Origin of the sequence: Serratia sp. BNK-4, assembly GCF_048685115.1 — a bacterium.
Classification (GTDB): Bacteria; Pseudomonadota; Gammaproteobacteria; order Enterobacterales; family Enterobacteriaceae; genus Serratia; species Serratia bockelmannii.
Genome location: NZ_JBLQTM010000001.1, coordinates 3,310,574 through 3,332,358 on the forward strand (window position 1 = coordinate 3,310,574; position 21,785 = coordinate 3,332,358).

Below are 21,785 nucleotides of genomic sequence, written 5' to 3' on the forward strand. Positions count from 1 at the left end.
AATTATACTTTTTATTTAATCATAAAAATAAAAACCCAGACTAAATCAACCAGCTAATTCGAGAACCTACATTATTGCTGTTCACTCAGACACATGATAATGTGATGCCGATATTCTCTATAAATCCACCAAAACATGGGCGGCATTATAGATGACAATCAATAGGGAAGATAAATATAAAATCAGGAGTTATAATGTTTAGAATATTTATTTTTTGCTGCACATTTTTATTATCTCAACAAGCTATAGCTGGCGCATATATGCTTCCCGTATCTTTTGTTAACCTAACGGTTGTTCAATCGTTGGTTGCGTGGGATGAGAACCCTTCTGATCTCAATCCTTGTTATGGATGGTCGTCTTGTTTTATTGGCCCTGATGTCAAATACAGTACCCGAAATCCTGGGCTACATGGCTCATGTATAGACTCTAAAAATTGTCTTCGAATTGAAAAATATAGAACCGCAAAAGAAATAGAGATCGCCTGGAAAAACTCCTTTGGCATTCCATGGACCTCGCGACCCTACCTGGTGAACGGTAGGGATGCCAGTTGCGTTGGGCTTTTTTATGTACATACGCCATCACTAGCCGGGGGGGCGTTTTTATGGCCTAATTCTGTTTGCGGCAAATTGCCTCCCCAAAACCAATCTTGTGATGTGAATCTCCCTCCTGTGATAGATTTTGGTACGCTTTCGCAGGACGAGATTTCCGGGATGGAGAGAACGATTTATGGAACAATCGGATGCACTCAGTCAGGCACGGTAAAAATATATGCCCAATCTACATTAGGCGATGGAAATATTTATTTCAGAAACACCAAAAATTTTTATTCGACGCTTTTTTTAGATGGAAATTCCGCATGGACAGGCGTGGATTATTCTTTGACTGGCGGCCAACAGAAAAATATCAATCTAAAAGCAAAACTGACAGCCAATAATACCGTAGACCCAGGACCTTTCTCAGGCAATGCTATTATATACATTGCATTTCTATAATGCAGTTATACGGCTGCCGTGGAGCGAGGATTAACAGTCGGAGAGTTTCTGGTACACTTGGCCCGATTATCTCAGTCACTCTCGGACGGGGTCATTACCCCGTCCTTTTCATTTAATAACGCTTAATGTTGCATATCGCCCGCTCTACGGCCGCAATATCATTGTCGACCAGCAAAGGCTGTACCACCGCAAAGTCCGCCTCGGACAAGTCATAGAGGCGCAACGCAAGCAACCGCGCGATAACTTCCGGCGCGAATCGCCAACGGATAAACCTCGCCGGGTTACCGCCGACGATGGCATAAGGCTCAACATCGCCGGCCACCACGCTGCCAGCGGCGACGATCGCCCCTTCGCCTATCGATACCCCTGGCATCAACATCGCCCGCATGCCAATCCAGCAACCGTCCCCCAGCCGGGTGTCGCCTTTGGGGCGGTACGCCCGTTTGATGGTTTCCATAAAGGGGTACAGGCTCAACCAGTCGATACGGTGGGTGTGATTACCCCCCATCAGGATCACCGCTTCGGCCGCGATGCACACATAATCGCCGATCAGCAAGCGATCTATGTCACCCAGCGGCTGCCATTGCCGGCTGACCGCGTCGCCGTGCAGATAGCGCACTACCGAGCGTTCGAAGCCGTTATCCCAACAGTCGCTGTAGTAGCTGTGGGTGCCTTTGACGATGATATTCGGGTTGGTCACCGTCTGATGCAGCAGTTCGGTGTTGGACCAGTGTTTTTCGGACATGGCGTATTCTCTTGTTACGGGAATAAAAGCCACGGAACGGAATGTCTGTGGCCGTGTTGTCGTTCACTCAACACGGCCATTCAAGCGATAAGCGCTCGTTTCAATCTCGGGTTATTCATCATTACCGCCTCTCTTGCGAGGCGTAATGGTAGCCGATCACGCCTCGGCGGTCTTGCTTTTCAACAGCAGCACCCCGCCCATCACCAGCGCGCTGCCCAGCAGCTGCAGCTGATTCATGTTTTCCCCCAGCAGGAAATAGGCGATCGCCGCGGTGAAAACCAGCTCCAACGACAGGATCAGGTTGGCTACGGCCAGCGGCAGCGTTTTCAGGCTGATGTTATACAACCCGAAGCCCAACAGCGTCGGCCCGGCGGCCAGCGCCAGCAGCAACAGCCAGCCGCTCCACTGAATGCCCTGCGCGCCGTGCGACAGGAACCACAGAGAGCCGGCCATGCCGTGGAACGCCGCCAGCGGGAACGCCGTCAGCGCCGCGTTGAACACCAGCTGATACAGTGCCGAAAAACCGAAAACGTACAAAATGGTGTTCCACACCGGATAGCCCCGTTCGCTGGCCACCCGCCCGCCGAGGGTATACAGGGTATAGCCGATGCCCGACAGCATCCCCACCAGCAGCCCCAACAAGTCGAAGTGCTGGTTGCCCATGCTGTCGCCGTTGCTGACCAAGAAACAACCGCCCAGGCTGATGGCGATCACCAGCAGTTGGCGCAGCGTCAGGCGTTCGCTGTACATCACCCAGCCGAGGAACACGGTAAAGCCCACCGAGCAGTAGGTCAGAATGGTCGCCACCGATGCGCCGTTCAGCGCCACCGACAGCGTCCACAGGCTGTTGAACAGCGCCAGCAGCAGCCCGTAAAGCGCGTAGAACAATACCTGTTCACGGCGCAGGCGCGCCCACTGCGGTTTCACCACCAACAGCAGCGGCAACAGCACCAGCGCCACCAGCGCCGCGCGCCAGAACGCCAGCACGAAAGTCGGCAGGTGATAGTACTCGGTCAGCGCTCGAATGATGATGGCGGTAAAGGCCAGCAGCATGGCGCTGATAATGGCGATGACGTAACCCTGGCGGCTGCCCTGAAAGAGACGCGCGCCGGGCAGCAAAGGCCGGGCGGAAACGCCTGACGGTAATGACATGAGATCCTCGGAGAAATGGCGACATAAATACTCAGGCACAGAGTGTAACTCGGCCATTTTTTCTCACTATAGCCACTTTACGGCGTTGTCATACAGGCCACTTTTCTGCGCTTGAAGCCCTGATGACATGGGGTATAGTGAAAATATCTCTCCCTAACCGGGCCAATTTTGCATGCACATCCCGTTAGATCGCGAGCAGGACGTTCCGCTCTATTTACAGATCGAAGAAGCGCTGCGGCGCGCCATCCTTACCGGCGTGTTCGTCGATGGCGACAAGCTGCCCTCGACGCGCACGCTGGCGGCCGAGCTGGCGGTCAGCCGTTTAACGGTGGATAACGCCTACGCCGAGCTGGCGGCCAAGGGCTTTTTGCATCAGCGGCGCGGCAGCGGCGCCTATGTTGCGCACCCGCAGACGCAGGCGCGCCCAGCCCGGCCGAGCAGCGATACCCCCTTCCCGCTGGAAAGCTTCACCACCCTCACCTCGCGGCTGGACGGCTATGCCGACGCCCCGCTGCCCGAGGGGCTGATCAACTTCGCCGCCGGCGTCGGCAGCCCTAAGGTGTTTCCGCTGGAGGCGTTTCGCAAAGTGCTGCTGTCGGTGCTCAGCCGCCATGCGGAAGAAGCCTTCAGCTACGGGGAGTACTGCGGCTACTACCCGCTGCGCGATACGCTGAGCCGCATCCTCAGCGCACAGGGTATCCCCACGCAGGCGGAACAGGTGCTGATCACCAACGGCTCGCAGCATGCCATCAGTCTGGTGGTGCAAAGCCTGCTGGCGCCGGGTGATACGGTGATCGTCGAAGAGCCGACCTACGCCGAAGCGCTGGGCCTGCTGCGCCAGCACCGCATCAATATCGTCACCGTGCCCGGCGATCGCCACGGCATGCTGGTCGAACGATTGCCCGAGTTGCTGGAACGCCACCGCCCTAAACTGATCTACACCATCCCCAATTTCCACAACCCGACCGGCCGCTGCCTGAGCGAGGTGCGTCGGCGACGCCTACTGGCGATCGCCCAACAGGCCGGCGTGGTGATCCTGGAGGACGATTTCGTCGGCGATCTGCGTTACCAGGGCAAGCAGCTGCCGTCGCTGCGCGCGCTGGCGCAGCCGGGCGCGGTGATCTACGTCAGCACTTTCTCCAAGATGCTGCTGCCCAGCATGCGCATCGGCTATCTGGTGGCGGACAGCGAACACTATCAGCGTTTCGCCAGGCTGAAACACGTCGACAGCTTCACCAGCTCCAGTCTGATCCAGCGGGCACTGGACGCGTTCGTCACCGTCGGCCGTTACGACAAGCAGCTGCGGCGCGCCGGGCGCGTCTACCGCCGCCATCTGGAAGTGATGATCGACGCGTTGCAACGGCGGTTGCCGCCGGGGTGCCGTTTCGAAACGCCGCAAGGCGGCTTGTTTATCTGGCTGACGCTGCCCGCGACGGTAACCACCACCGAACTGATGCCGGTGGCCTGGCGACACGGCGTCACTTTCGCGCGCGGCGAATGCTTTTATGCCCAGGAACAGCTGGGCGCGCACAGTCTGCGGCTAAACTTTGCCGCCAACTCGCCGCCGCAGATTGAAGAAGGTATCGCCCGGCTAGGCCGGGCGATTGAGGAAGTGATAACAGAGAAAAACGCCGGTTAGACGGCGGCCCACCACAGCCGCAGCTTCATCCCCCAGTAACTGGTCCAGCCGGTGGTGCTCTGCACCACTTTGCCCTGCGAGATCACCACGAAGGTCGGCGTCACACCAATCTGCCACTGCGCCGACAGCGTACCGGCCGGATCGTTGACCACCGGCAGCGCCAGCCGTTTGCGTGCCAGCCACTGTTTCACCTGGGTATCGTCGCCCGAGCGCAGCGCGACGGTCAGCACGTTGCCGCCCGTCGCCTGCAAACGGGCGACGTCCGGCGTGGTGAAACGGCAGACGCCGCACCAACTGCCCCAGAAGTAAACCAGCAGCGGCCGTTCATGGCTGAGCTGCGCCAACGATACACGCTCACCGTCCAACGTGGTCAGCGTCTGGGCATCGAAGGCCGACGGCGCCTGCGGCGCGTTCAGCCAATCCATTACCGTGACCACCGCCAGTACGATCAGCGCCAGCAGCAGCAACTCGCGCCCCCAGCGCTTGAGCTTAGCCATGGTTGGCCTTCGCCAGCTGCTGCTTCACCATCGTTTCCAGCTCTTCATAGGACACCGCCCCCGGCAGCATTTGATCGCCAATCAGCGTCGCCGGCGTCCCTTGTACGCCCAATTGTTCCGCCAATTCCATATTGGTGCGCAGCGTGGTCATGCTTTGTTCGCTCGGAGCCACCGCCTTGACGCCGGTTTTTTCTTGCGCGGCGGCGATGCTGGCCTTGTCGTGGAAGCCCTTTTTCGCCATCAGCCGCTGGTGCAAAGCCCAGAATTGATCCGGATGCTGCTGCCAGGTGGTGAGCGCCACGCGCGCCGAGCTGACCGAGCTTTCGCCCTTGAACGGCAATAGCTTCACCACCAGCGCCACATCCGGGTATTGCTTGACGATCTTCTCCAGCATCGGATCAAACCGCTTGCAGTACGGGCAGTTATAGTCGGTAAAGGTCACCAGCGTCAGTTTGGCGTTGGCGGCGCCCAGGCGCGGGCTGGCCGGATCCTGATACAGCGTTTTGGCATTCTGCTTGATAGCCTGGCTGATTTGCTGGCCTGCGGTCTGCTGCTGCCAGGCGTCCACCGCCTGCGCCAGAATGTCCGGGTTGGACACCAGCGTTTCGCGGATCATCTCTTTAATGCGCGCCTCTTGCGCCGGGGTGAAAGGCTCGGCGGCCCACGCCGGGGCGGCGATGATCATCAGTAAAATCAGTAGCTTTTTCATTGTTCGGTTCCTTTGGCATGGGAGAGCGTTTGCAGCACGGCGTCACGGGTCAACAGCGGGGATAACACCTCGCCGTCCGGGCTGCCGGGGCCATAGATTTGGTTGAAAGGCACGGCGACGCTGCCGCGCTTTTGCAGGAAGGCGCTGATGTCGGCCGACGGGCGGCTCCAGTCGCCGCGCAGCGCGACCACATCGTCGGCGCTCAGCGCGCGCTGTACGTCATCGCGCAGCAGCACATTGAATTTGTTGGCTTTACAGGTCACGCACCAGTCGGCGGTCACGTCGACGAACACCCGCTTATGCTGGGCCAGCGCCTCGGCAATCGCCTGTTCGCTCAGCGGTTGCCACTGCACCCGATCCTGCAACGGTTGGCGCCACAGGCCGGCGGTCAGCGAGCCGGCCAACAAGGCCACGCCAGCCAGCACCAACGTGCCCGCCGCCAGCTCGGCCGCTAACCGTGCTCCCTGCTGACGCCATACTGCCAGCAGCAACGCCAGCAGCGCCAGCGCCCCCAGCCACAGCGTGGCCTGCACGCCGATATGATTGCTCAGCAGGCTCAGCAGCCACAGCGACGACGCCAGCATCAACAACCCCATCGCCAGCTTGACGGTATTCATCCAGCGGCCGGGGCGCGGCAAGCGCAGCGCCAGCGAAGGCCAGGCGGCGATCAGCAGCCACGGCAGGCTCATGCCGATGCCGAGTGCGATGAACATGCCCCACAGCACCGGCAGCGACGCCGCCAGCGCGAAGGCCACCGCCGTGCCGAGAAACGGCGCCGAGCACGGCGTCGCCAGTAGCGTAGCGAACGCGCCCTGCCAGAAATGGCCGCTCAGACCGTGCCCGTTATGGGTGGCCAGTGAGGTATTCAGATCGGATGAGAGGCGCAGATGGAACAGGCCAAACAGGTTGGCGCTGAACAGCAGCGTCACCAGCACCATAAAGCCGATAAACCACGGATTCTGGAACTGAATACCCCAGCCAAGCGCGTGGTTGCCGAGTCTCAGCAGCGTCATCAGCAAGGCCAACGCCATAAACGAGGCGACGATACCCAGCGACGACGCCAGGAACTGCAAACGAACGCTGTGCCGATCGCGATGCTCCACCTGCAGGATAGAACCGAGCTTGATGCCCAGCACTGGCAGCACGCACGGCATCAGGTTGAGGATTAACCCACCCGCCAGCGCCATCAATACCGCTTGCCATAACGGGAACGCCGCACCGGCAGGCGCGGCCAGCGGATCGCCAATCGGCAGCGTAATCTGCTGCGCCATGCCGCCGTCGTCAATCACCAACGTCAGCGTTTTGCCGCGCAGATCCGGCGCCGCATCGCCCCAACCGTCGCTGACCGGCACTCGCGCCAACAGCTGAGCACCGTCGGTCTCGACCTGCGGCTTGCCGAGATCGGCATCCGCTAGCGTATCGAAGAACAGCGCGGGTTGCTGCCAACCGGCGGCGCGTTCGGCGGAAATCTGCAGCTCGCCGCTGCGGTAACCGGCCTTGACGCTTTCCGCCAACCCGGCGGCGATCGGCACCTGCCCCATCGCCTGCGCGAAATCGTGGTTAAACAGCGGATCGTTCGGCATGGTCAGATCCAGGCTGAACGGGTAGTCGGTCAGAATGCAGACATTGCTGCAAGTGGACAGCGTCAGGGTGCCCGCCAGCGGGCCGGACACCTGGCCTGGCATCACGATCGGCAGCGTGACCCGATCGTGATAGCCCTGGGTGGAAATGCCGGCCACCTCGAAACGCTGCGGCGTCGGCCAGTGCCAGGTTGCGGGCGGCGGGTTGCCCTGCCAGACGATAGCCGGCGCGATGCCGCCTTCGCCTGGAGAGCGCCAGTAGGTTTTCCAGCCTTTTTGCAGCTCGACCGACAGCAGCAGACGGGTCTCTCCCGGCTGTGACGTGTCGGCGCGCAGCCGCACCTTGGCATGATCGTTGGCCGGGTTCTGCAGCCAGCCGCTGTCCGCCGCCTGCAAGGCAGGCAGCCACAGCATAAACAGGCAAGCGCAGGCCAGCCTGATAATTTTCAACATGTTAATTCTCCATAAATGATTAATTCACCGCGAAAAACGGGCGATTAACTCATTCACGGAAGACGCATAATCGAAGGTGCACCCTGAGGGTGGGCGGTGAGATGACGCGGGGAGGAGGAATGCGCAGGCGCGCGGCCATGGTCGGCGCCAACAGCGCCAGCAGCAGCCCCAGCCCGAACAGCACGGTTTCGAACATTACCGGCGGCGCGGCCAGCAATGATTTGGCGCTCAGCTCACAGGGCGTCGGCTGCGCTTCGGCGGCGGCGTCGCTGGGCTGAACGGCAGTGGCCGCCGGGATCCCCAGCGTTTGCTGCAGCGCATGCAGGCCCGCCATACGCTGGGTCATGCACGTCAGCACCACCAGGCAAGCCAGGCATAAAAACCATTTTGCAATCCGCTGCCGTTTAACCATGCCATCCTCATGTTCAGATCTGGGGTTATCTTAGCGGCGCAGACGCGATTAGCAACGTTTTGTCGGTAAAGAAATGTCTGAGCGGCGGTATTGATGGCGGCGAATTACAGGTATCATAGAGGGTAAGCCTGCGCTTTTCGCCGGGTACGATGACGATTCTCTCCTCCAGGCACACTGCGGGGATACACAGCGAAGGACTGGTGATATGCAACCTTTGAGTGGGCCGGGCACCCCAATCGCCGGCGAGCGCCCTCCCTCCCCGGGCAAAACGGCGGCCACTGACGATCAACCCCTCTCTCCGGCGCAGCGCACGACGCTGGAAAAACTGATCGTGAAAATCATGACGCTCAGCCCGGCAAAGTCGGCGGAGATCTGGGCGTCTCTGCGTCACGATCTTGGCGCCGACAACGGCGGCGAACTGCTGGCGCGCCATTTTCAACCGGCGGAACAGCTGCTGCAAACGCGCCTGACGCAGGCGCAGCAAAACCACGCCGGGCGCCAGCTGTTGCAACAGCTGGCCGAATTACTGCCCCTGGGCAACAACCGCCAGGCGGTCAGCGACTTTATTCGCCAGCAGTTCGGCCATACGGTGCTGAGCCAGTTGAGCCCGCCGCAGCTGCAGCAAGTGCTGAATCTGTTGCAGACCGGCGGCCTGACCATTCCCCAGCCGCAGCAAACCGCCACCAGCGATCGCCCGCTGCTGCCCGCAGAGCATCAAAGCCTGCAGCAGCAGATCACCAAACTCAGTGCCGCCACCGGCGAAGCGCCGGCTAAAATCTGGCAAACGCTGTTCGATCTGGCGGGTGTGAAAACCAACGATCCGCTGCCGGCGCGCCACTTCCAGCTGCTGAACCAGTTTTTACAGGTGAAAGTGGCGCTCAGCCCGCAGAGCGCACCGACGCTGAACAACCTGCTGGCGGCGCTCAAACAGCCGGCGGACGAGCAAGAACTGCAGCAGATGAACGACTATTGCCAGGCGCGCTTCAACTGCGGCGCCAATGCGCCGCTGACGCACCCGCAAATGAGCGACGCCATTCATCAACTGTTTGCCCGCCGTCTGGAAAAGGCCGGCCAGGCGCAGCCGATCGCCAGCCACCCTGTCGAGCCACAGCCGCTGCTCAACCCGCTGATCGCCGCCCTGCCTCTGCCACTGCAAAAAGCGCTCAGCAAGCCGGCCGTGGCGCTGATCCTGCTGCTGTTGGTGCTGGCCGTGGTGCTGGCGCTAGTATTTTAACGCCTCAGGCGCAGCCGCAGTCCGCAACAGCCGCCCGATCGCGCAGCGATCCCGGCTGTTCGCCGATGGCCAACGGATGGCCGTCGCGCAGCCAGAAATCCAGCCCGCCAATCAACTCCTTCACCCTGAACCCCAACGTCGCCAGCTTGTAGGCGCCTTTGGTGGAACCGTTGCAGCCAATGCCGTCGCAGTAGGTCACATACACCTTTTGGCGATCCAGGTGCGCCGTGCCGGCTTCATCCATCAGGCGATGCGGCAAGCTGAACGCGCCGGGGATATGCCCGGCGGCGTACAGCGCCTCCGCACGGGTATCGATCACCACCATCCCGTCCACGCCATTGCGCAAATCTTCCGCCACGTCCCAGGCATCCGCATAGCGGCTCAGTTTGGCCGCCAGATAGGCCAGGCTCTCTTCCGGCGCCGCTGGCGGAAAAGCCAGCACCAAGGATTCTTTCGGCATATCACTCACTCCCGTTGATCAAGACAGATGACAATAGTGCCCGATTTTGGTCTTATGATTGATACCCATTTTTTACTCATGATAAGACCCATTATGCGGCACACGCTGATCACGCTGTTTCAGCAATCGCCTCACGCCGCCGGCACGCTGCGCGATCGTCTGTGTGCGGCATTGCGGCAGGCCATCCACCACGGCGCATTAAACGTTGGGCAACGCCTGCCTTCCAGCAGGGTGTTGGCCCGCGATCTGAGCCTCTCGCGGGTGACCGTAGAAGCGGCGTACGGCCAGTTGGAGGCGGAGGGGTATTTGCAGCGCCGCGTCGGCCAGGGCACATTTGTGGCGATCCGTATCGCCAAGTCGCCACCACCGGCGACCGGCTCCGGCATGCCACGTCTTTCACAGCGCGGCCAACAGATCGTGCAAACCGGCGGCTGCCGCGATCCGCAGTATCCTCAGGCCTTCGCTGCCGGCTCGCCGGACCTGCGCGCGTTTCCGCTGGCCTTATGGAAGCAGCTGACCGCGCAGCGCCTGCGGCTACAGGGAGAAAGCCTGCTGCGCTACGGCGACCCGCAGGGCTATTTGCCGCTGCGTGAAGCGATTGCCGCCCACGTCAACCAAACGCGCGGCGTAATCTGCGATGCAAACCAGGTTATCGTGCTGACCAGTTCGCAGCAGGCGCTGCAACTGATTGCCACGTTACTGCTGGACAGCGGCGACAGCGTCTGGATGGAAGAGCCGGGTTACGCCGGGGCGAGAAATGCCTTCATCAGCGCCGGCGCCGCGCTGACGCCGGTAGCGGTAGACGCCGACGGCCTGCGAGCAGAACCTTCCTTGCCCGATCCGCGTTTGATTTATCTGACGCCCTCGCACCAGTACCCGACCGGCGCTGCGCTCAGCCTGGCGCGCCGGTTAGCGTTGCTGGCGCTGGCGGAAAGGCAGCAGGCCTGGATCATCGAAGACGATTACGACAGCGAGTTTCATTACGACGGCCTGCCGATACCGGCGATGCAGGGCCTGGATCGCCGTGGCCGGGTGTTATACCTCGGCACCTTCTCCAAATCGCTGTTCCCTTCGCTGCGGCTGGCGTACCTGATCGTGCCACCCGCGCTGGTCGAACCGTTCGTCACCGCGCGCACGGTCTATGACGGCCATAGCGCGCAGCTGATGCAGGCGATCACCGCCGAATTCATCCGTCAGGGGCACTTCGCCGCGCATATTCGCTATATGCGCCAGCTCTACCACAGCCGGCGCGATGTGCTGCTGACGGAAGTACGCGAAAAACTCGGCCACTTCGCCACACCCGCCCCTGCCGCCGGCGGTCTGCAGCTCAGCGTTTGGCTGCAGCCCGGCCGGGAGGCGGCACTCAGCCAACAGGCGCGGCGGCTCGGCGTCCTTACGCCCGGGTTAACTGCGCAATACCAAACGGTTCAGGCCCAGCGCGACGGATGGCTGCTGGGCTTTTCGGCCCTGACACCGGGCGAGATCCGCAGCGCCGTCGAGCGGCTGGCGCGGATCGTTGTGGCTTAGCCCTGCCCTGGAAAGACGCCGGCCGGCTTATTGCTCGGTCAGGCGCATCTCCGCCACCAGCGGCAGGTGATCGCTCACCGCCGGCCAGTGCACGCCATTCCAATCGCCGCTGGCGTTCGGCACCGTCAGGCTGTCCAGATGCCAACGCTGCGCATTGCCGGTGAAGATATAATCCACCTTGATCTCGGCGTTTTCCGCCGGCCAGCTGCGACCGTCCTGCCCGTTGGGCATGATGTCGTTCCAATAGCGGCTCAGCTCCAGCCAGGTGACGCTGCCCGGCACGTCGTTCATGTCGCCGAACAGCAGTTTGATGCCGCGCACTTCGATAGTGCGATCGTTCAGCTCCCGCACCTGATCCAGACGCATCGTCGGATCTTCCTTGGTATCGAGATGGGTGTTGAACAGGGTGATCGGCGTCGGGAACTCCGGCACATCGACCTTGGCGCTGAAGGCGATGCGCTGCTCGCGCTGGCCGGACAGCAACGGATAGATTACGGCGTCGTGCAGCGGATACTTCGAGAGAAACGCCAGGCCGTATTCACCGCCGTCGAAATCGATCGCCCGGCCGAACACCGCCTGCATGCCGGTCAGCTTCGCCAGTTCCGCCGCCTGATCGACCCGCCCGCTGCGGGCGGTGAGTTTATCCACCTCCTGCAGCGCCACCACGTCGACGTTCATCGCGCGAATCGCCTTGGCGATGGCGGTCATGTCGCTGACCTTGCCGGCGGCGATATTGAAGCTGGCGACGCGGATCTTCGGCGCCTGCTCCAGCTCGTAGGTTTTGTTCTTCAGGCCGCCCAACGCGCTGGCCACTTCGCGGCTGTTGGCGTTGCTGTTGGCATGCCCGGTATCGGCGGACGCCCAGGCGCTGTGAGAGATACCCAGGGACAGTAAAGTGATAAGCAGAGCGTGACCGGTGTGCATGAATTCTCCTTGAGGGACAGATAAGTGTTATGTAGGCGCTTCCCGGCCCACAGCTAACACCGATTTTGCCGCAGAAACCTGCGACTATTTCCTAGTTGCACCGCTATTTTTCGTTTCTGCGCGATGCTTCGCATTCTGGCGGTTTACGCATTGCGCCGTTGGACAATCGGCTGATTTCGTTTTAAAACCGGTAGATTGCCAACCGCGAGGAGTTCCGATGACCAGCCCGATTGCCGAACAGCTTACCGAACGTTTCTTCCGCTATCTGGCGGTGACCAGCCAGAGCGACGCCGCCGCAACCGCCCTGCCCAGCACGCCGGGGCAGCATGAGATGGCGCAACTGTTGGCGGACGAGCTGCGCCGGCTCGGCCTGGCCGACGTGCAGATCGACGAGCACGCCACCGTGACCGCCCGCAAGCCCGGCACCCAACCCGGCGCGCCGCGCATCGGCTTCATCACGCATATCGACACCGTGGACGTCGGCCTGTCGCCCGAGATTCATCCGCAGCGCCTGCGCTTCACCGGCGAGGATTTATGCCTGAACGCCGAGCAAGACATCTGGCTGCGGGTCGCCGAGCATCCGGAGATCCTGCCCTACCGGAACGAAGAGATCCTGTTCAGCGACGGCACCAGCGTGCTGGGCGCCGACAATAAGGCGGCGGTCACCGTGGTGATGACGCTGCTGGCCAACCTGAGCGCCACCGATCGCCACGGCGATATCGTGGTGGCGTTCGTGCCGGATGAAGAGATCGGCCTGCGCGGCGCCAAAGCGCTGGATCTGCAGCGTTTCCCCGTCGATTTCGCCTACACCATCGACTGCTGCGAACTGGGTGAAGTGGTGTACGAGAATTTCAACGCGGCAGCGGCGGAGATCCGCATCGAGGGGGTGACCGCCCACCCGATGTCGGCGAAAAACGTGTTAATCAACCCGATACGCATCGCCAACGACATCATTAACCGATTCGACGTGCAGGATACCCCGGAACACACCGAAGGGCGCGAGGGGTATTTCTGGTTCACCGATCTGGCCGCCAACGCCAATCAGGCGACGCTGAAGGTCTCGATTCGCGACTTCGATCGCGCAACCTTCGAGGCGCGCAAAGCCCGCCTTGAGGAGACGGTGCGCCAGGTGGCGGCCAACTATCCGCGCGCCAACGTCAGCTGCAACGTCAGCGACATCTACAGCAACATCAGCAATGCCATCGGCGAAGATCGGCGCGCTATCGATCTGATCTTCGGCGCCCTTGCCGCCCACGGCATCCCGCCGAAGGTGATCCCGATGCGCGGCGGCACCGACGGCGCAGCGCTCTCCAGCCGCGGTATCCTGACGCCCAATTACTTCACCGGCGCGCATAACTTCCACTCGCGCTTCGAGTTTTTGCCCGTCAACGCCTTCGTGAAATCCTATCAGGTGACCCGCAGCATTTGCCTGCTGGCCGCGCGGCAAAGCGGCCAACCGGCTTAGCTCATCACCCAGCCGAGCAACGCGGCCCATACCAACAGCGGCAGCGAATAATAGTGGAAGCGCAACCAGATCTTGCGCTCCCCCGCCATGCGCAGCGCAATCAGGTTGGCGAGCGATCCGATCGCCAACCCGAAGCCGCCGGCGTTGACCGCATAGGCCAGCTGAGCGCTGGAGGGCACGTAGTTGAGCAACAGTATGGTGGCCGGCACGTTGCTGACGATCTGCGACAGCCCGACGCCCAACGCATACACGCTCCCCTCGCTCAGCCCGGCGATGGCGGCGAACGCCGGCTGAAGCGGCGGCAAGCGGGTAAACAGGCCGACATCGATGAACATGGCGGCGAACACGAAAATCAGACTCCAGTCGATCTGCAACAGCACTCGGCGCGCCAGCAGCAAGAAACCGGCGAACACCGCCAGCAGCCCGTACAACGGCAGATCGAAATCGAGACACAGCAGGAAAACTGCATACAGCCCTACACAGCTCAGCAACAGCGGCCGCTGGTAGGGATACCCCTCGGTATTCGGCGTTTTCACGATGTCGCGCGCCGGGAAGCTGAACCAGGTCAGCGCCAGCAGGCTCAACATCATTGCGGCGCCAAACGGCGCCATCTGGCCGATAAAATCGAGGAAAGAGAGGCCGGATCGGCTCCACAGTAGGATATTTTGCGGGTTGCCGATCGGCGTCAGCAACGAACCGGCGTTCACCGCCAGCGCCTGGAAGATGATCAAGCGGCCAACCGGCAGCGCCGACAGCTTTTTTAGCGTGATGGTGAGCGGAATGACGATAAACAGCGCCACGTCGTTGGTCAGAAACGACGACAGCAGCGCGGCTGAAAACACCAGGAACAGCGCTAGCCGTCGTTCGCTGTGCAACCGGTTGATAATCTTACGGCCAACGAAGTCGAAGTAGCCGCTAACCTCAACGCCTTTGGTCAGCAGCATCAGCCCCAGCAGGGTGATGAGGGTGCGGCCGTCGATAAAGCCGCCCAACGCCGCCAATGGCTGCGGATGAAAGACGAACATCGCCACGCCGGCCAGCAGCAATACATGCAAGAAGCGATCTTTGACAAAGGGATGGATAATCCGGGAAATGGCGGTTGCACTCATGGTGGCAGCTTGAAACCTCAGCGAAAAGCATGAGCGAGACGTTAGCTCAGGCGCGGCTTCAGCGCCAGCAAAATGCTATTTTACCTTTATCCGCTTTTCATTTGCCGCGCTTTACTTTATTTGTAGCGGCTTTCACGGTTTCAAAGGACATGTTATGGCTTCCCTGTTCGCCAAAGGGGCGTTGCTCAGCGCCTTATGCGCCCTGCTCGCCGCCTGCGACGATGCCGCCTCCCGCCCGCAAATCGATATCGACGGCAAGACCATGGGCACCTTCTACAGCGTTAAGGTCAGCGGTGACGTCGCGATCGGCAAACAAGAGCTGCAGCGGCAGATCGACACGGTGCTCGAACGGGCCAACGACGACATCTCGACCTACCGCGCCGATTCGGTACTGTCGAGGTTTAACCACAGCGCCAGCCTCGAACCGCAGCCTATCCCGCGCGGCATGGCGGACATCGTGTTGATGGCCCAGCGTATCGGCCGCGATACCGGCGGCGCCATGGACATCACCGTCGGCCCGCTGGTGAACCTGTGGGGGTTCGGCCCAGACAAGCATCCGGTCAAGGTGCCGGAACAGGCACAGATCGACGCGGCGAAGCAGAACATCGGCCTGCAACACCTGAAGCTGATCAGCGACAGTCGCGGGGAGTGGCTGCAAAAAGATCTGCCGGGCATGTATGTCGATCTCTCGACGCTGGGCGAAGGCTATGGCGCGGATGAGTTGGTGCGCCTGATGAACCGTCACGGCATTACCAACTACCTGGTATCGGTCGGTGGCGCGGTCTCTTCACGCGGCGTCAACGGCCAGGGCAAACCCTGGCGGGTAGCGATCCAAAAGCCGACCGATCGTGAAAATGCGGTGCAGGCGCTGGTGGATCTGCACGGTTACGGCATCAGCACCGCCGGCAGCTACCGCAACTACTTTGAACAAAACGGCCAGCGCTACTCCCATGTCATCGATCCGACCACCGGCAGGCCGATCAACCACCGGCTGGTTTCCGCCACGGTGATCGCCCCCACTGCGCTCGAGGCCGACGGCTGGGATACCGGCTTGATGGTGCTGGGCCCGGAGAAAGCGTTGCAGCTCGCAGAAGAGAAAGGGCTGGCGGTCTACCTGATCAGCAAAACCGACGACGGTTTCAGCGCCGTGATGACGCCGCAATTCAAAGCGTTTTTGGTGCAGTGAGATAAAAAAGCCCGGCGCGCCATGGCCGGGCTTATTCCTGTTCCGCGCCGATCACTTGGTCAGCGCGATGATACCGAGGGTCAGACCGGCAACCGCCGCCGCACCGCCGGCGATCGCGCCCGCGGTTTCCCAGTTATCCTGAGTGGTGCCCTTCATACAGGTGTTGGTGTGCACCAGACGCCCCTGGTCATCGTAGACCGGCACGCAGGGAGAATCGGTGGCGCATCCGGCCAACACGGCCGACAGTAACCCAACCGCAATTAACTTTTTCATACTTCTTGCCTCAATGTTCGATCACTTTAGAAAGCTACGCCGAGCGATAATCACGCTACCAGGCTATTGTATGCCCAACGCGTGTAATGGCGAGGTAATGATGTGTCAGGGGATGTGATTTGGGAAAACTCCGAGCGCTCGCCCGGCGGGCTTTGAGCAGTAAAAAGCCCGCGAAAACGCGGGCTTGATGGCGAAATGAAGCTCAGGCGGAATTATTTCGCCAGTTTGCGCATCACCAGGGTGGCGTTGGTGCCGCCGAAGCCGAAGCTGTTGGACATCACGGTGGTCAGCTCGCGCTGAGTCGGCTGAGTCACGATGTTCATGCCGGCCGCCTGCTCATCCAGGGTTTCGATGTTAATGCTCGGCGCGATAAAGCCGTGCTCCAGCATCAGCAGGCTGTAAATCGCTTCCTGCACGCCCGCGGCGCCCAGCGAGTGACCGGTCATCGCCTTGGTGGAGGAGATGGCCGGGGTATTGTCACCGAACACTTCACGAATAGCGCCCAGCTCTTTCACGTCGCCTACCGGCGTAGAGGTGCCGTGCACGTTGATGTAGTCGATCGGCGCATCCAGATCCTGCATCGCCATCTTCATGCAGCGCACTGCGCCTTCGCCCGAAGGGGCAACCATGTCGGCACCGTCGGAAGTCGCGCCGTAGCCAACGATTTCTGCGTAGATGTGCGCACCGCGCGCCAGCGCGTGCTCCAGTTCTTCAACCACCACCATGCCACCGCCGCCGGCGATGACGAAACCGTCACGATCGGCGTCGTAGGTGCGGGAGGCTTTTTCCGGCGTGTCGTTGTACTTAGTGGACAGCGCGCCCATCGCGTCGAACTCGCAGGCCATTTCCCAGCACAGCTCTTCACCGCCGCCGGCGAACACGATGTCCTGTTTGCCCAACTGAATTTGCTCAACCGCGTTGCCGATGCAGTGCGCGGAGGTCGCGCAAGCGGAGCTGATGGAGTAGTTCACGCCATGGATTTTGAACGGCGTTGCCAGGCAGGCGGAAACGCCGGAAGCCATGGCTTTGGTCACCACGTACGGGCCAACCGCTTTCAGGCCGCGCGGGCTGCGCATCGCATCGGCGCCGAACACCTGGAAGCGCGGAGAACCGCCGCCGGAACCGGCAATCAGGCCTACACGCGGGTTGTTTTGATACTCTTCTTCCTTCAGGCCGGAAGACGCGATCGCTTCTTGCATCGCCAGGAAGGCATAAATGGAAGCATCGCTCATGAAACGCACTGCCTTGCGGTCGATCAGGCCGGTCGTGTCGAGCTTAACTTGCCCCCATACGTGACTACGCATGCCGGAATCTTTCAGCTCCTGGGAGAAAGTGATCCCAGAACGTCCTTCCTGCAGGCTTGCCAGGACCTCCTGCTGGTTATTACCAATGCTGGAGACAACTCCCAGGCCAGTAATCACTGCACGTTTCATTCAATACCTCTTCCACTATTTACCTACGGGATTTTGCATCGCACTTTAGCGTACAGATGTAAGCCGAACAAGTCCGATCAGCGTTTTTCAGCTTTATTGTTGTCCAGTTTGCGCCGGGGCGCCAGCGCCGTTAGAATTCGCGGCATCCCTTGAATTTCGAGCCATTGACCGTGAACCACGCCCCCATCCAAACCGCAACGCTAACCTGGAACGAACAGGGTACACCTGTTTCGAAACAGTTTGATGACGTCTATTTTTCCAATCAGGATGGGCTGGAAGAAACCCGCTACGTCTTCCTGCACGGCAATCGGCTGCCGCAACGTTTCGCCACCCACCCGCGTCCGTTGTTGGTGGTGGCGGAAACCGGGTTCGGCACCGGGCTCAATTTCCTCACGCTGTGGCAGGCCTTCGCCGGCTTCCGCCAGGCCGAGCCGGACGCCGCGCTGCAACGCCTGCACTTTATCAGCTTCGAAAAATTCCCCCTGCAGCAGGCTGACCTGGCGGCGGCGCATGCGCGCTGGCCGGAGCTGGCGCCTTATGCCGACGAGCTGCGCGCCCAATGGCCGCTGCCGCTACCGGGCTGCCATCGTCTGCTGCTGGCCGAAGGCCGCATTACGCTCGATCTGTGGTTCGGCGACGTCAACGATCTGCTGCCGCAGTTTGACGCCAGCATGAATAACCAGGTGGATGCCTGGTTCCTCGACGGTTTTGCGCCGGCAAAAAATCCCGACATGTGGACCGAGCAACTGTTCGCCGCCATGGCGCGTTTTGCCCGGCCGGGAGGCAGCTTCGCCACCTTTACCGCCGCCGGCTTTGTGCGCCGTGGCTTGCAACAGGCCGGTTTTCAGGTCAACCGCTGCAAAGGCTTCGGCCAAAAGCGTGAGATGCTCGCCGGCGAGCTCCCGGCCGATGCGCAGCCCACCCCTCATCCAGCGCCCTGGTATCGGCGCCCGGCGGCGGACAACACCGCCGACATCGCCCTGATCGGCGGCGGCGTCGCCAGCGCGCTCACCGCGCTGGCCTTGCTGCGGCGCGGCGCCACCGTCACGCTGTACTGCGCCGATGAGCAGGCTGCGGAGGGCGCATCCGGCAACCGCCAGGGCGCGATTTATCCTCTGCTGAACGGCAGCGGCGACGCGCTGGAGAGTTTCTTCAGCGCCGCGTTTCCCTTCGCCCGCCGCCAGTACGACGCGCTGTTGCAACAAGGCGTCGCCTTTGATCATCAGTGGTGCGGCGTCAGCCAGTTGGCCTATGACGACAAGAGCGGCGCCAAGATCGCCAATATGCTGAAAACCGACTGGCCGCAGGCCTTGGCGATGGCGGCCGACCGCGAGACGCTCAGCGGACTGTGCGGCGTCGATACCGGCTTCGGCGGCATCACCTACCCCCAAGGCGGTTGGCTCTGTCCGGCCGAGCTGACGCGCGGCGCTCTCGCGCTGGCGCAGCGCCAGGGCTTGGTCTGCCACTACCGGCACGATGCACAGAGGCTGACGCAGGAAGAAAACGGCTGGCACATCGACTTCGCCCACGGCGAAAGCCGCAGCCATGCGACGGTGATCCTGGCCAATGGCCATCGGCTGGCCGAACTGGCGCCGACGGAAGCCCTGCCGCTGTATTCGGTACGCGGACAGGTGTCGCATATCCCAAGCTCGCCGGCCCTCGGTCAATTGAAACAGGTCTTGTGTTACGACGGCTACCTGACGCCGGTTAATGCCAACAACGGCCACCACTGCATTGGCGCCAGCTACCAGCGCGGCGACATCACCACCGACTACCGCGAGCAGGAGCAACAGGAAAACCGTGAACGCCTGCTGCGCTGCCTGCCGGAGCAGGCCTGGCCGCAGCAGGTGGACGTCAGCGCTCATCAGGCGCGCTGCGGCGTGCGCAGCGCCACCCGCGATCATTTGCCGATGGTCGGCGCGCTGCCGGACTATCAGGCCACGTTGACGCAGTATCAGGATTTGCAGCGGCAGAACCAGCGCGGCGAAACCGTCGCCGATGCGCCGGTCTATCCCGGCCTGTTCGCTATCGGTGGGTTGGGATCGCGCGGGCTGTGTTCGGCGCCGCTGGCGGCGGAAATTCTGGCGGCGCAGCTGTTCGGCGAACCGTTACCGGGCGACGCGCGCCTGCTGGCGGCGTTGAATCCGAATCGAATGTGGGTGCGAAAGTTACTGAAAGGACGTGCGGTTTAATTCATGGATGAGGGGCGCGGCGACGCGCCCCGGCATGGCGGTCAGGCGGCAGGGGTGGCAGCCTGATAGAGGTTTTCCCACATGCCGCGCACCAAAATCTGATCCGGCGGCGAGAGTTCCCCAGCGGCGATCGCCTTGTGCAGGCTCTCTTCCACCCGCGCTTTCAGCGCTTCGGCAGTATGCTCGCCCTGTTCTTCCGCTTCGGCCACCGCCAGCGTCAGATGACCGCGCAGGTAGCCACCGGCAAACAGTTCATCATCGCTGGCGTGCTCTACCATGTCATCAATCAGCGCCAAAATGCGCGCTTCAAATTCTGCGATCATCAAATTTCCTCATTAAATAACGGGCTGTGGCGTCAGTTGAGATCTTCCGGATACGGAAAATGCTCGGCCGCCAGCGGTGGCGTATTGTAGAACGATTGCAACGCCTGAATAAAGCGCGCAGGCCGTGTGGGTATTCCCTGCTCCAGTAGCATCAATACCCGGGCGCGCACCTTGCGCTGGAACGCGATGCGATCCGGCTCGCAGTCGCCGTTCAGGTTGTCGCAGCTGACGTTGAACGGGAAACCGGCCGCCACGCAGAACATCCATTCCAGCGCCTGCGGTTTGATCTCCACCGCTTCGAATTCACTCTGGGTTTGCGCGTCGCGCCCGTCCGGGCAATACCAGTAACCGAAGTCCACCAGTTGGCGGCGCGCTTCACCGGCGATGCACCAGTGCGAGATTTCATGCAGGCCGCTGGCGTAGAAGCCGTGGGCGAACACGATGCGGTGATACGGCAATTCGTCGTCGGCCGGCAGGTAGATAGGTTCGTCGTCGCCCTTCACCAGGCGGGTGTTGTAGTCATCGCTGAAGCACCGATTGAAGATCTCGATCAACTGCTCATAGTGATGGCGGGTCTGCATGTCTGACATAAAAACTCTATAACCACAAAAATAAAGAGGCCATTATACCTGATAAGACAGGGCGCGTAAGCAACGCCCCCTCTTCATCTTTAACCGTGCACCAAGGCGGTCAACCACTGCTGAATTTCCGCGCCGTGATTGTCGTACAGCAGCTTGAGGCTCATCACCAGCGAGACGATCACGATCATCGGCCGAATCAATTTCTGGCCGCGGGTCAGCACCATGTGCGCGCCCAAACGCGCCCCCAGCACCTGCCCCACCAACATCACCAGACCAATGCTCCACACCACCTTGCCGCCGATGATGAACAGCGCCAGCCCGCCGACGTTGGAGGTAAAGTTCAGCACCTTGGCGTGCGCCGTGGACTTGGCGAGGTTGAAACCGCACAGCGTCACGTAGGCCAGCGCGTAGAATGACCCGGCGCCGGGGCCGAAGAAACCGTCGTAAAACCCGACGCAACCGCCGGCCACCAGCCCGAACGGCAAGGCCCCGAGACGGCGTTGACGATCTTCCTCACCCAGTCGCGGCATCAACAAGAAATAGAGACCGATGCCGATCACCAGCAGCGGCAACATCTGCCGCAGCAAATCGGCGCGCATATGCTGCACCAAAATGGCGCCGGCGATCGAGCCGATCAGCGTCAGAAAAATCGTCAGCTTCTGGTCGTTGAGATTCACCGCTCGCCGACGAATGAAGTACAGACTGGCGGAGAAGGAGCCGCCGACCGACTGCAACTTATTGGTCGCCAGCGCCTGCGCCGGAGGAACCCCCACCGCCAGCAAGGCCGGCACCGTCAGTAATCCGCCGCCGCCGGCGATGGAGTCGATAAACCCCGCCAGCAGCGCTACCGCAAACAACACCCCGAGCATTTCGGGGCCAATGACGAACCAGTCCATGTG

At 61.2% G+C, this 21,785-nt stretch carries 21 protein-coding genes; 7 read left to right on the forward strand and 14 right to left on the reverse strand.

Annotated elements, in window-relative coordinates; all coding sequences use genetic code 11:
* The first annotated feature begins 194 nt into the window (after window positions 1-194).
* Window positions 195-992, forward strand: a complete 798-nt coding sequence (locus ACMGGW_RS15840; RefSeq protein ID WP_127146845.1) for a hypothetical protein — start codon at window positions 195-197, stop codon at window positions 990-992.
* A gap of 112 nt (window positions 993-1,104) precedes the next feature.
* Here the strand turns inward: ACMGGW_RS15840 and ACMGGW_RS15845 are convergent, their stop codons facing one another.
* Both ACMGGW_RS15845 and ACMGGW_RS15850 read right to left on the reverse strand, forming a co-directional pair.
* Window positions 1,105-1,737 (reverse strand): CatB-related O-acetyltransferase, encoded by a 633-nt coding sequence (locus tag ACMGGW_RS15845; RefSeq protein ID WP_197832391.1) that lies wholly within the window; start codon window positions 1,735-1,737, stop codon window positions 1,105-1,107.
* A 156-nt stretch (window positions 1,738-1,893) separates the two neighbouring features.
* On the reverse strand, window positions 1,894-2,889 hold the full coding sequence (locus ACMGGW_RS15850; protein WP_043140143.1) for a DMT family transporter: 996 nt from the start codon (window positions 2,887-2,889) through the stop codon (window positions 1,894-1,896).
* 172 nt (window positions 2,890-3,061) lie between these two features.
* Between ACMGGW_RS15850 and ACMGGW_RS15855 the strand changes: the two genes are divergently transcribed.
* Window positions 3,062-4,528, forward strand: coding sequence for a PLP-dependent aminotransferase family protein (locus ACMGGW_RS15855; RefSeq protein WP_089181156.1), 1,467 nt, complete (start codon window positions 3,062-3,064; stop codon window positions 4,526-4,528).
* Here ACMGGW_RS15855 and ACMGGW_RS15860 read toward each other — a convergent pair.
* The 4 genes from ACMGGW_RS15860 to ACMGGW_RS15875 are packed head-to-tail and all read right to left on the reverse strand — an operon-like array spanning window position 4,525 to window position 8,179.
* Complete coding sequence (locus tag ACMGGW_RS15860; RefSeq protein WP_197832392.1) at window positions 4,525-5,025, reverse strand: redoxin domain-containing protein; 501 nt, start codon at window positions 5,023-5,025, stop codon at window positions 4,525-4,527. The two genes, ACMGGW_RS15855 and ACMGGW_RS15860, sit on opposite strands and share 4 nt — an antisense overlap.
* Window positions 5,018-5,734 (reverse strand): DsbA family protein, encoded by a 717-nt coding sequence (locus ACMGGW_RS15865; protein ID WP_025303706.1) that lies wholly within the window; start codon window positions 5,732-5,734, stop codon window positions 5,018-5,020. The genes ACMGGW_RS15860 and ACMGGW_RS15865 overlap by 8 nt, the downstream gene beginning before the upstream one ends.
* On the reverse strand, window positions 5,731-7,767 hold the full coding sequence (locus ACMGGW_RS15870) for a protein-disulfide reductase DsbD family protein (protein ID WP_197832393.1): 2,037 nt from the start codon (window positions 7,765-7,767) through the stop codon (window positions 5,731-5,733). The genes ACMGGW_RS15865 and ACMGGW_RS15870 overlap by 4 nt, the downstream gene beginning before the upstream one ends.
* Window positions 7,768-7,816: 49 nt before the next feature.
* The gene (locus ACMGGW_RS15875; protein WP_025303708.1) at window positions 7,817-8,179 is read right to left on the reverse strand and encodes a hypothetical protein; all 363 of its coding nucleotides are present in this window, start codon (window positions 8,177-8,179) and stop codon (window positions 7,817-7,819) included.
* A gap of 205 nt (window positions 8,180-8,384) precedes the next feature.
* Here ACMGGW_RS15875 and flk point away from each other — a divergent pair, with 205 nt between their 5' ends.
* Window positions 8,385-9,413 (forward strand): flagella biosynthesis regulator Flk, encoded by a 1,029-nt coding sequence (gene flk / locus ACMGGW_RS15880; protein ID WP_060447957.1) that lies wholly within the window; start codon window positions 8,385-8,387, stop codon window positions 9,411-9,413.
* Window positions 9,414-9,417: 4 nt separating this feature from the next.
* On the opposite strand, the gene ACMGGW_RS15885 is transcribed toward flk, so the two are convergent.
* Window positions 9,418-9,873 carry a rhodanese-like domain-containing protein gene (locus ACMGGW_RS15885; RefSeq protein ID WP_043140156.1) on the reverse strand — a complete coding sequence of 152 codons (456 nt, stop codon included), beginning with the start codon at window positions 9,871-9,873 and terminating at the stop codon, window positions 9,418-9,420.
* A 93-nt stretch (window positions 9,874-9,966) separates the two neighbouring features.
* Here ACMGGW_RS15885 and ACMGGW_RS15890 point away from each other — a divergent pair, with 93 nt between their 5' ends.
* Window positions 9,967-11,400, forward strand: coding sequence for a PLP-dependent aminotransferase family protein (locus ACMGGW_RS15890; protein ID WP_193389590.1), 1,434 nt, complete (start codon window positions 9,967-9,969; stop codon window positions 11,398-11,400).
* A 27-nt stretch (window positions 11,401-11,427) separates the two neighbouring features.
* Here ACMGGW_RS15890 and ACMGGW_RS15895 read toward each other — a convergent pair whose 3' ends face one another.
* Window positions 11,428-12,324, reverse strand: coding sequence for an endonuclease/exonuclease/phosphatase family protein (locus ACMGGW_RS15895; RefSeq protein WP_197832394.1), 897 nt, complete (start codon window positions 12,322-12,324; stop codon window positions 11,428-11,430).
* Window positions 12,325-12,541: 217 nt separating this feature from the next.
* Here ACMGGW_RS15895 and pepT point away from each other — a divergent pair, with 217 nt between their 5' ends.
* A complete protein-coding gene (gene pepT, locus ACMGGW_RS15900) occupies window positions 12,542-13,789 on the forward strand; it encodes a peptidase T (protein WP_197832395.1) in 1,248 nt (415 codons plus the stop codon).
* Here pepT and ACMGGW_RS15905 read toward each other — a convergent pair.
* Window positions 13,786-14,898, reverse strand: coding sequence for an SLC13 family permease (locus ACMGGW_RS15905; protein WP_049203718.1), 1,113 nt, complete (start codon window positions 14,896-14,898; stop codon window positions 13,786-13,788). The two genes, pepT and ACMGGW_RS15905, sit on opposite strands and share 4 nt — an antisense overlap.
* Window positions 14,899-15,052: 154 nt before the next feature.
* Between ACMGGW_RS15905 and apbE the strand changes: the two genes are divergently transcribed.
* Entirely contained in the window at window positions 15,053-16,084 is a 1,032-nt protein-coding gene (apbE, locus tag ACMGGW_RS15910) for an FAD:protein FMN transferase ApbE (protein ID WP_151428821.1), read from the forward strand.
* 51 nt (window positions 16,085-16,135) lie between these two features.
* Here apbE and ACMGGW_RS15915 read toward each other — a convergent pair whose 3' ends face one another.
* On the reverse strand, window positions 16,136-16,357 hold the full coding sequence (locus ACMGGW_RS15915) for a hypothetical protein (RefSeq protein ID WP_004936201.1): 222 nt from the start codon (window positions 16,355-16,357) through the stop codon (window positions 16,136-16,138).
* 212 nt (window positions 16,358-16,569) lie between these two features.
* Entirely contained in the window at window positions 16,570-17,790 is a 1,221-nt protein-coding gene (gene fabB, locus ACMGGW_RS15920) for a beta-ketoacyl-ACP synthase I (protein ID WP_016926857.1), read from the reverse strand.
* 170 nt (window positions 17,791-17,960) lie between these two features.
* Here fabB and mnmC point away from each other — a divergent pair, with 170 nt between their 5' ends.
* Entirely contained in the window at window positions 17,961-19,982 is a 2,022-nt protein-coding gene (gene mnmC / locus ACMGGW_RS15925) for a bifunctional tRNA (5-methylaminomethyl-2-thiouridine)(34)-methyltransferase MnmD/FAD-dependent 5-carboxymethylaminomethyl-2-thiouridine(34) oxidoreductase MnmC (protein ID WP_025303716.1), read from the forward strand.
* 41 nt (window positions 19,983-20,023) lie between these two features.
* Here the strand turns inward: mnmC and ACMGGW_RS15930 are convergent, their stop codons facing one another.
* From ACMGGW_RS15930 to ACMGGW_RS15940, 3 genes are all read right to left on the reverse strand, one after another.
* Window positions 20,024-20,305: a YfcL family protein gene (locus tag ACMGGW_RS15930; protein ID WP_016926855.1), complete on the reverse strand. Its 282-nt coding sequence runs from the start codon at window positions 20,303-20,305 to the stop codon at window positions 20,024-20,026.
* A 32-nt stretch (window positions 20,306-20,337) separates the two neighbouring features.
* Window positions 20,338-20,895, reverse strand: a complete 558-nt coding sequence (locus tag ACMGGW_RS15935; protein ID WP_043140178.1) for an elongation factor P hydroxylase — start codon at window positions 20,893-20,895, stop codon at window positions 20,338-20,340.
* 80 nt (window positions 20,896-20,975) lie between these two features.
* Window positions 20,976-21,782: a sulfite exporter TauE/SafE family protein gene (locus ACMGGW_RS15940; protein ID WP_025303718.1), complete on the reverse strand. Its 807-nt coding sequence runs from the start codon at window positions 21,780-21,782 to the stop codon at window positions 20,976-20,978.
* Window positions 21,783-21,785: the final 3 nt, after the last annotated feature.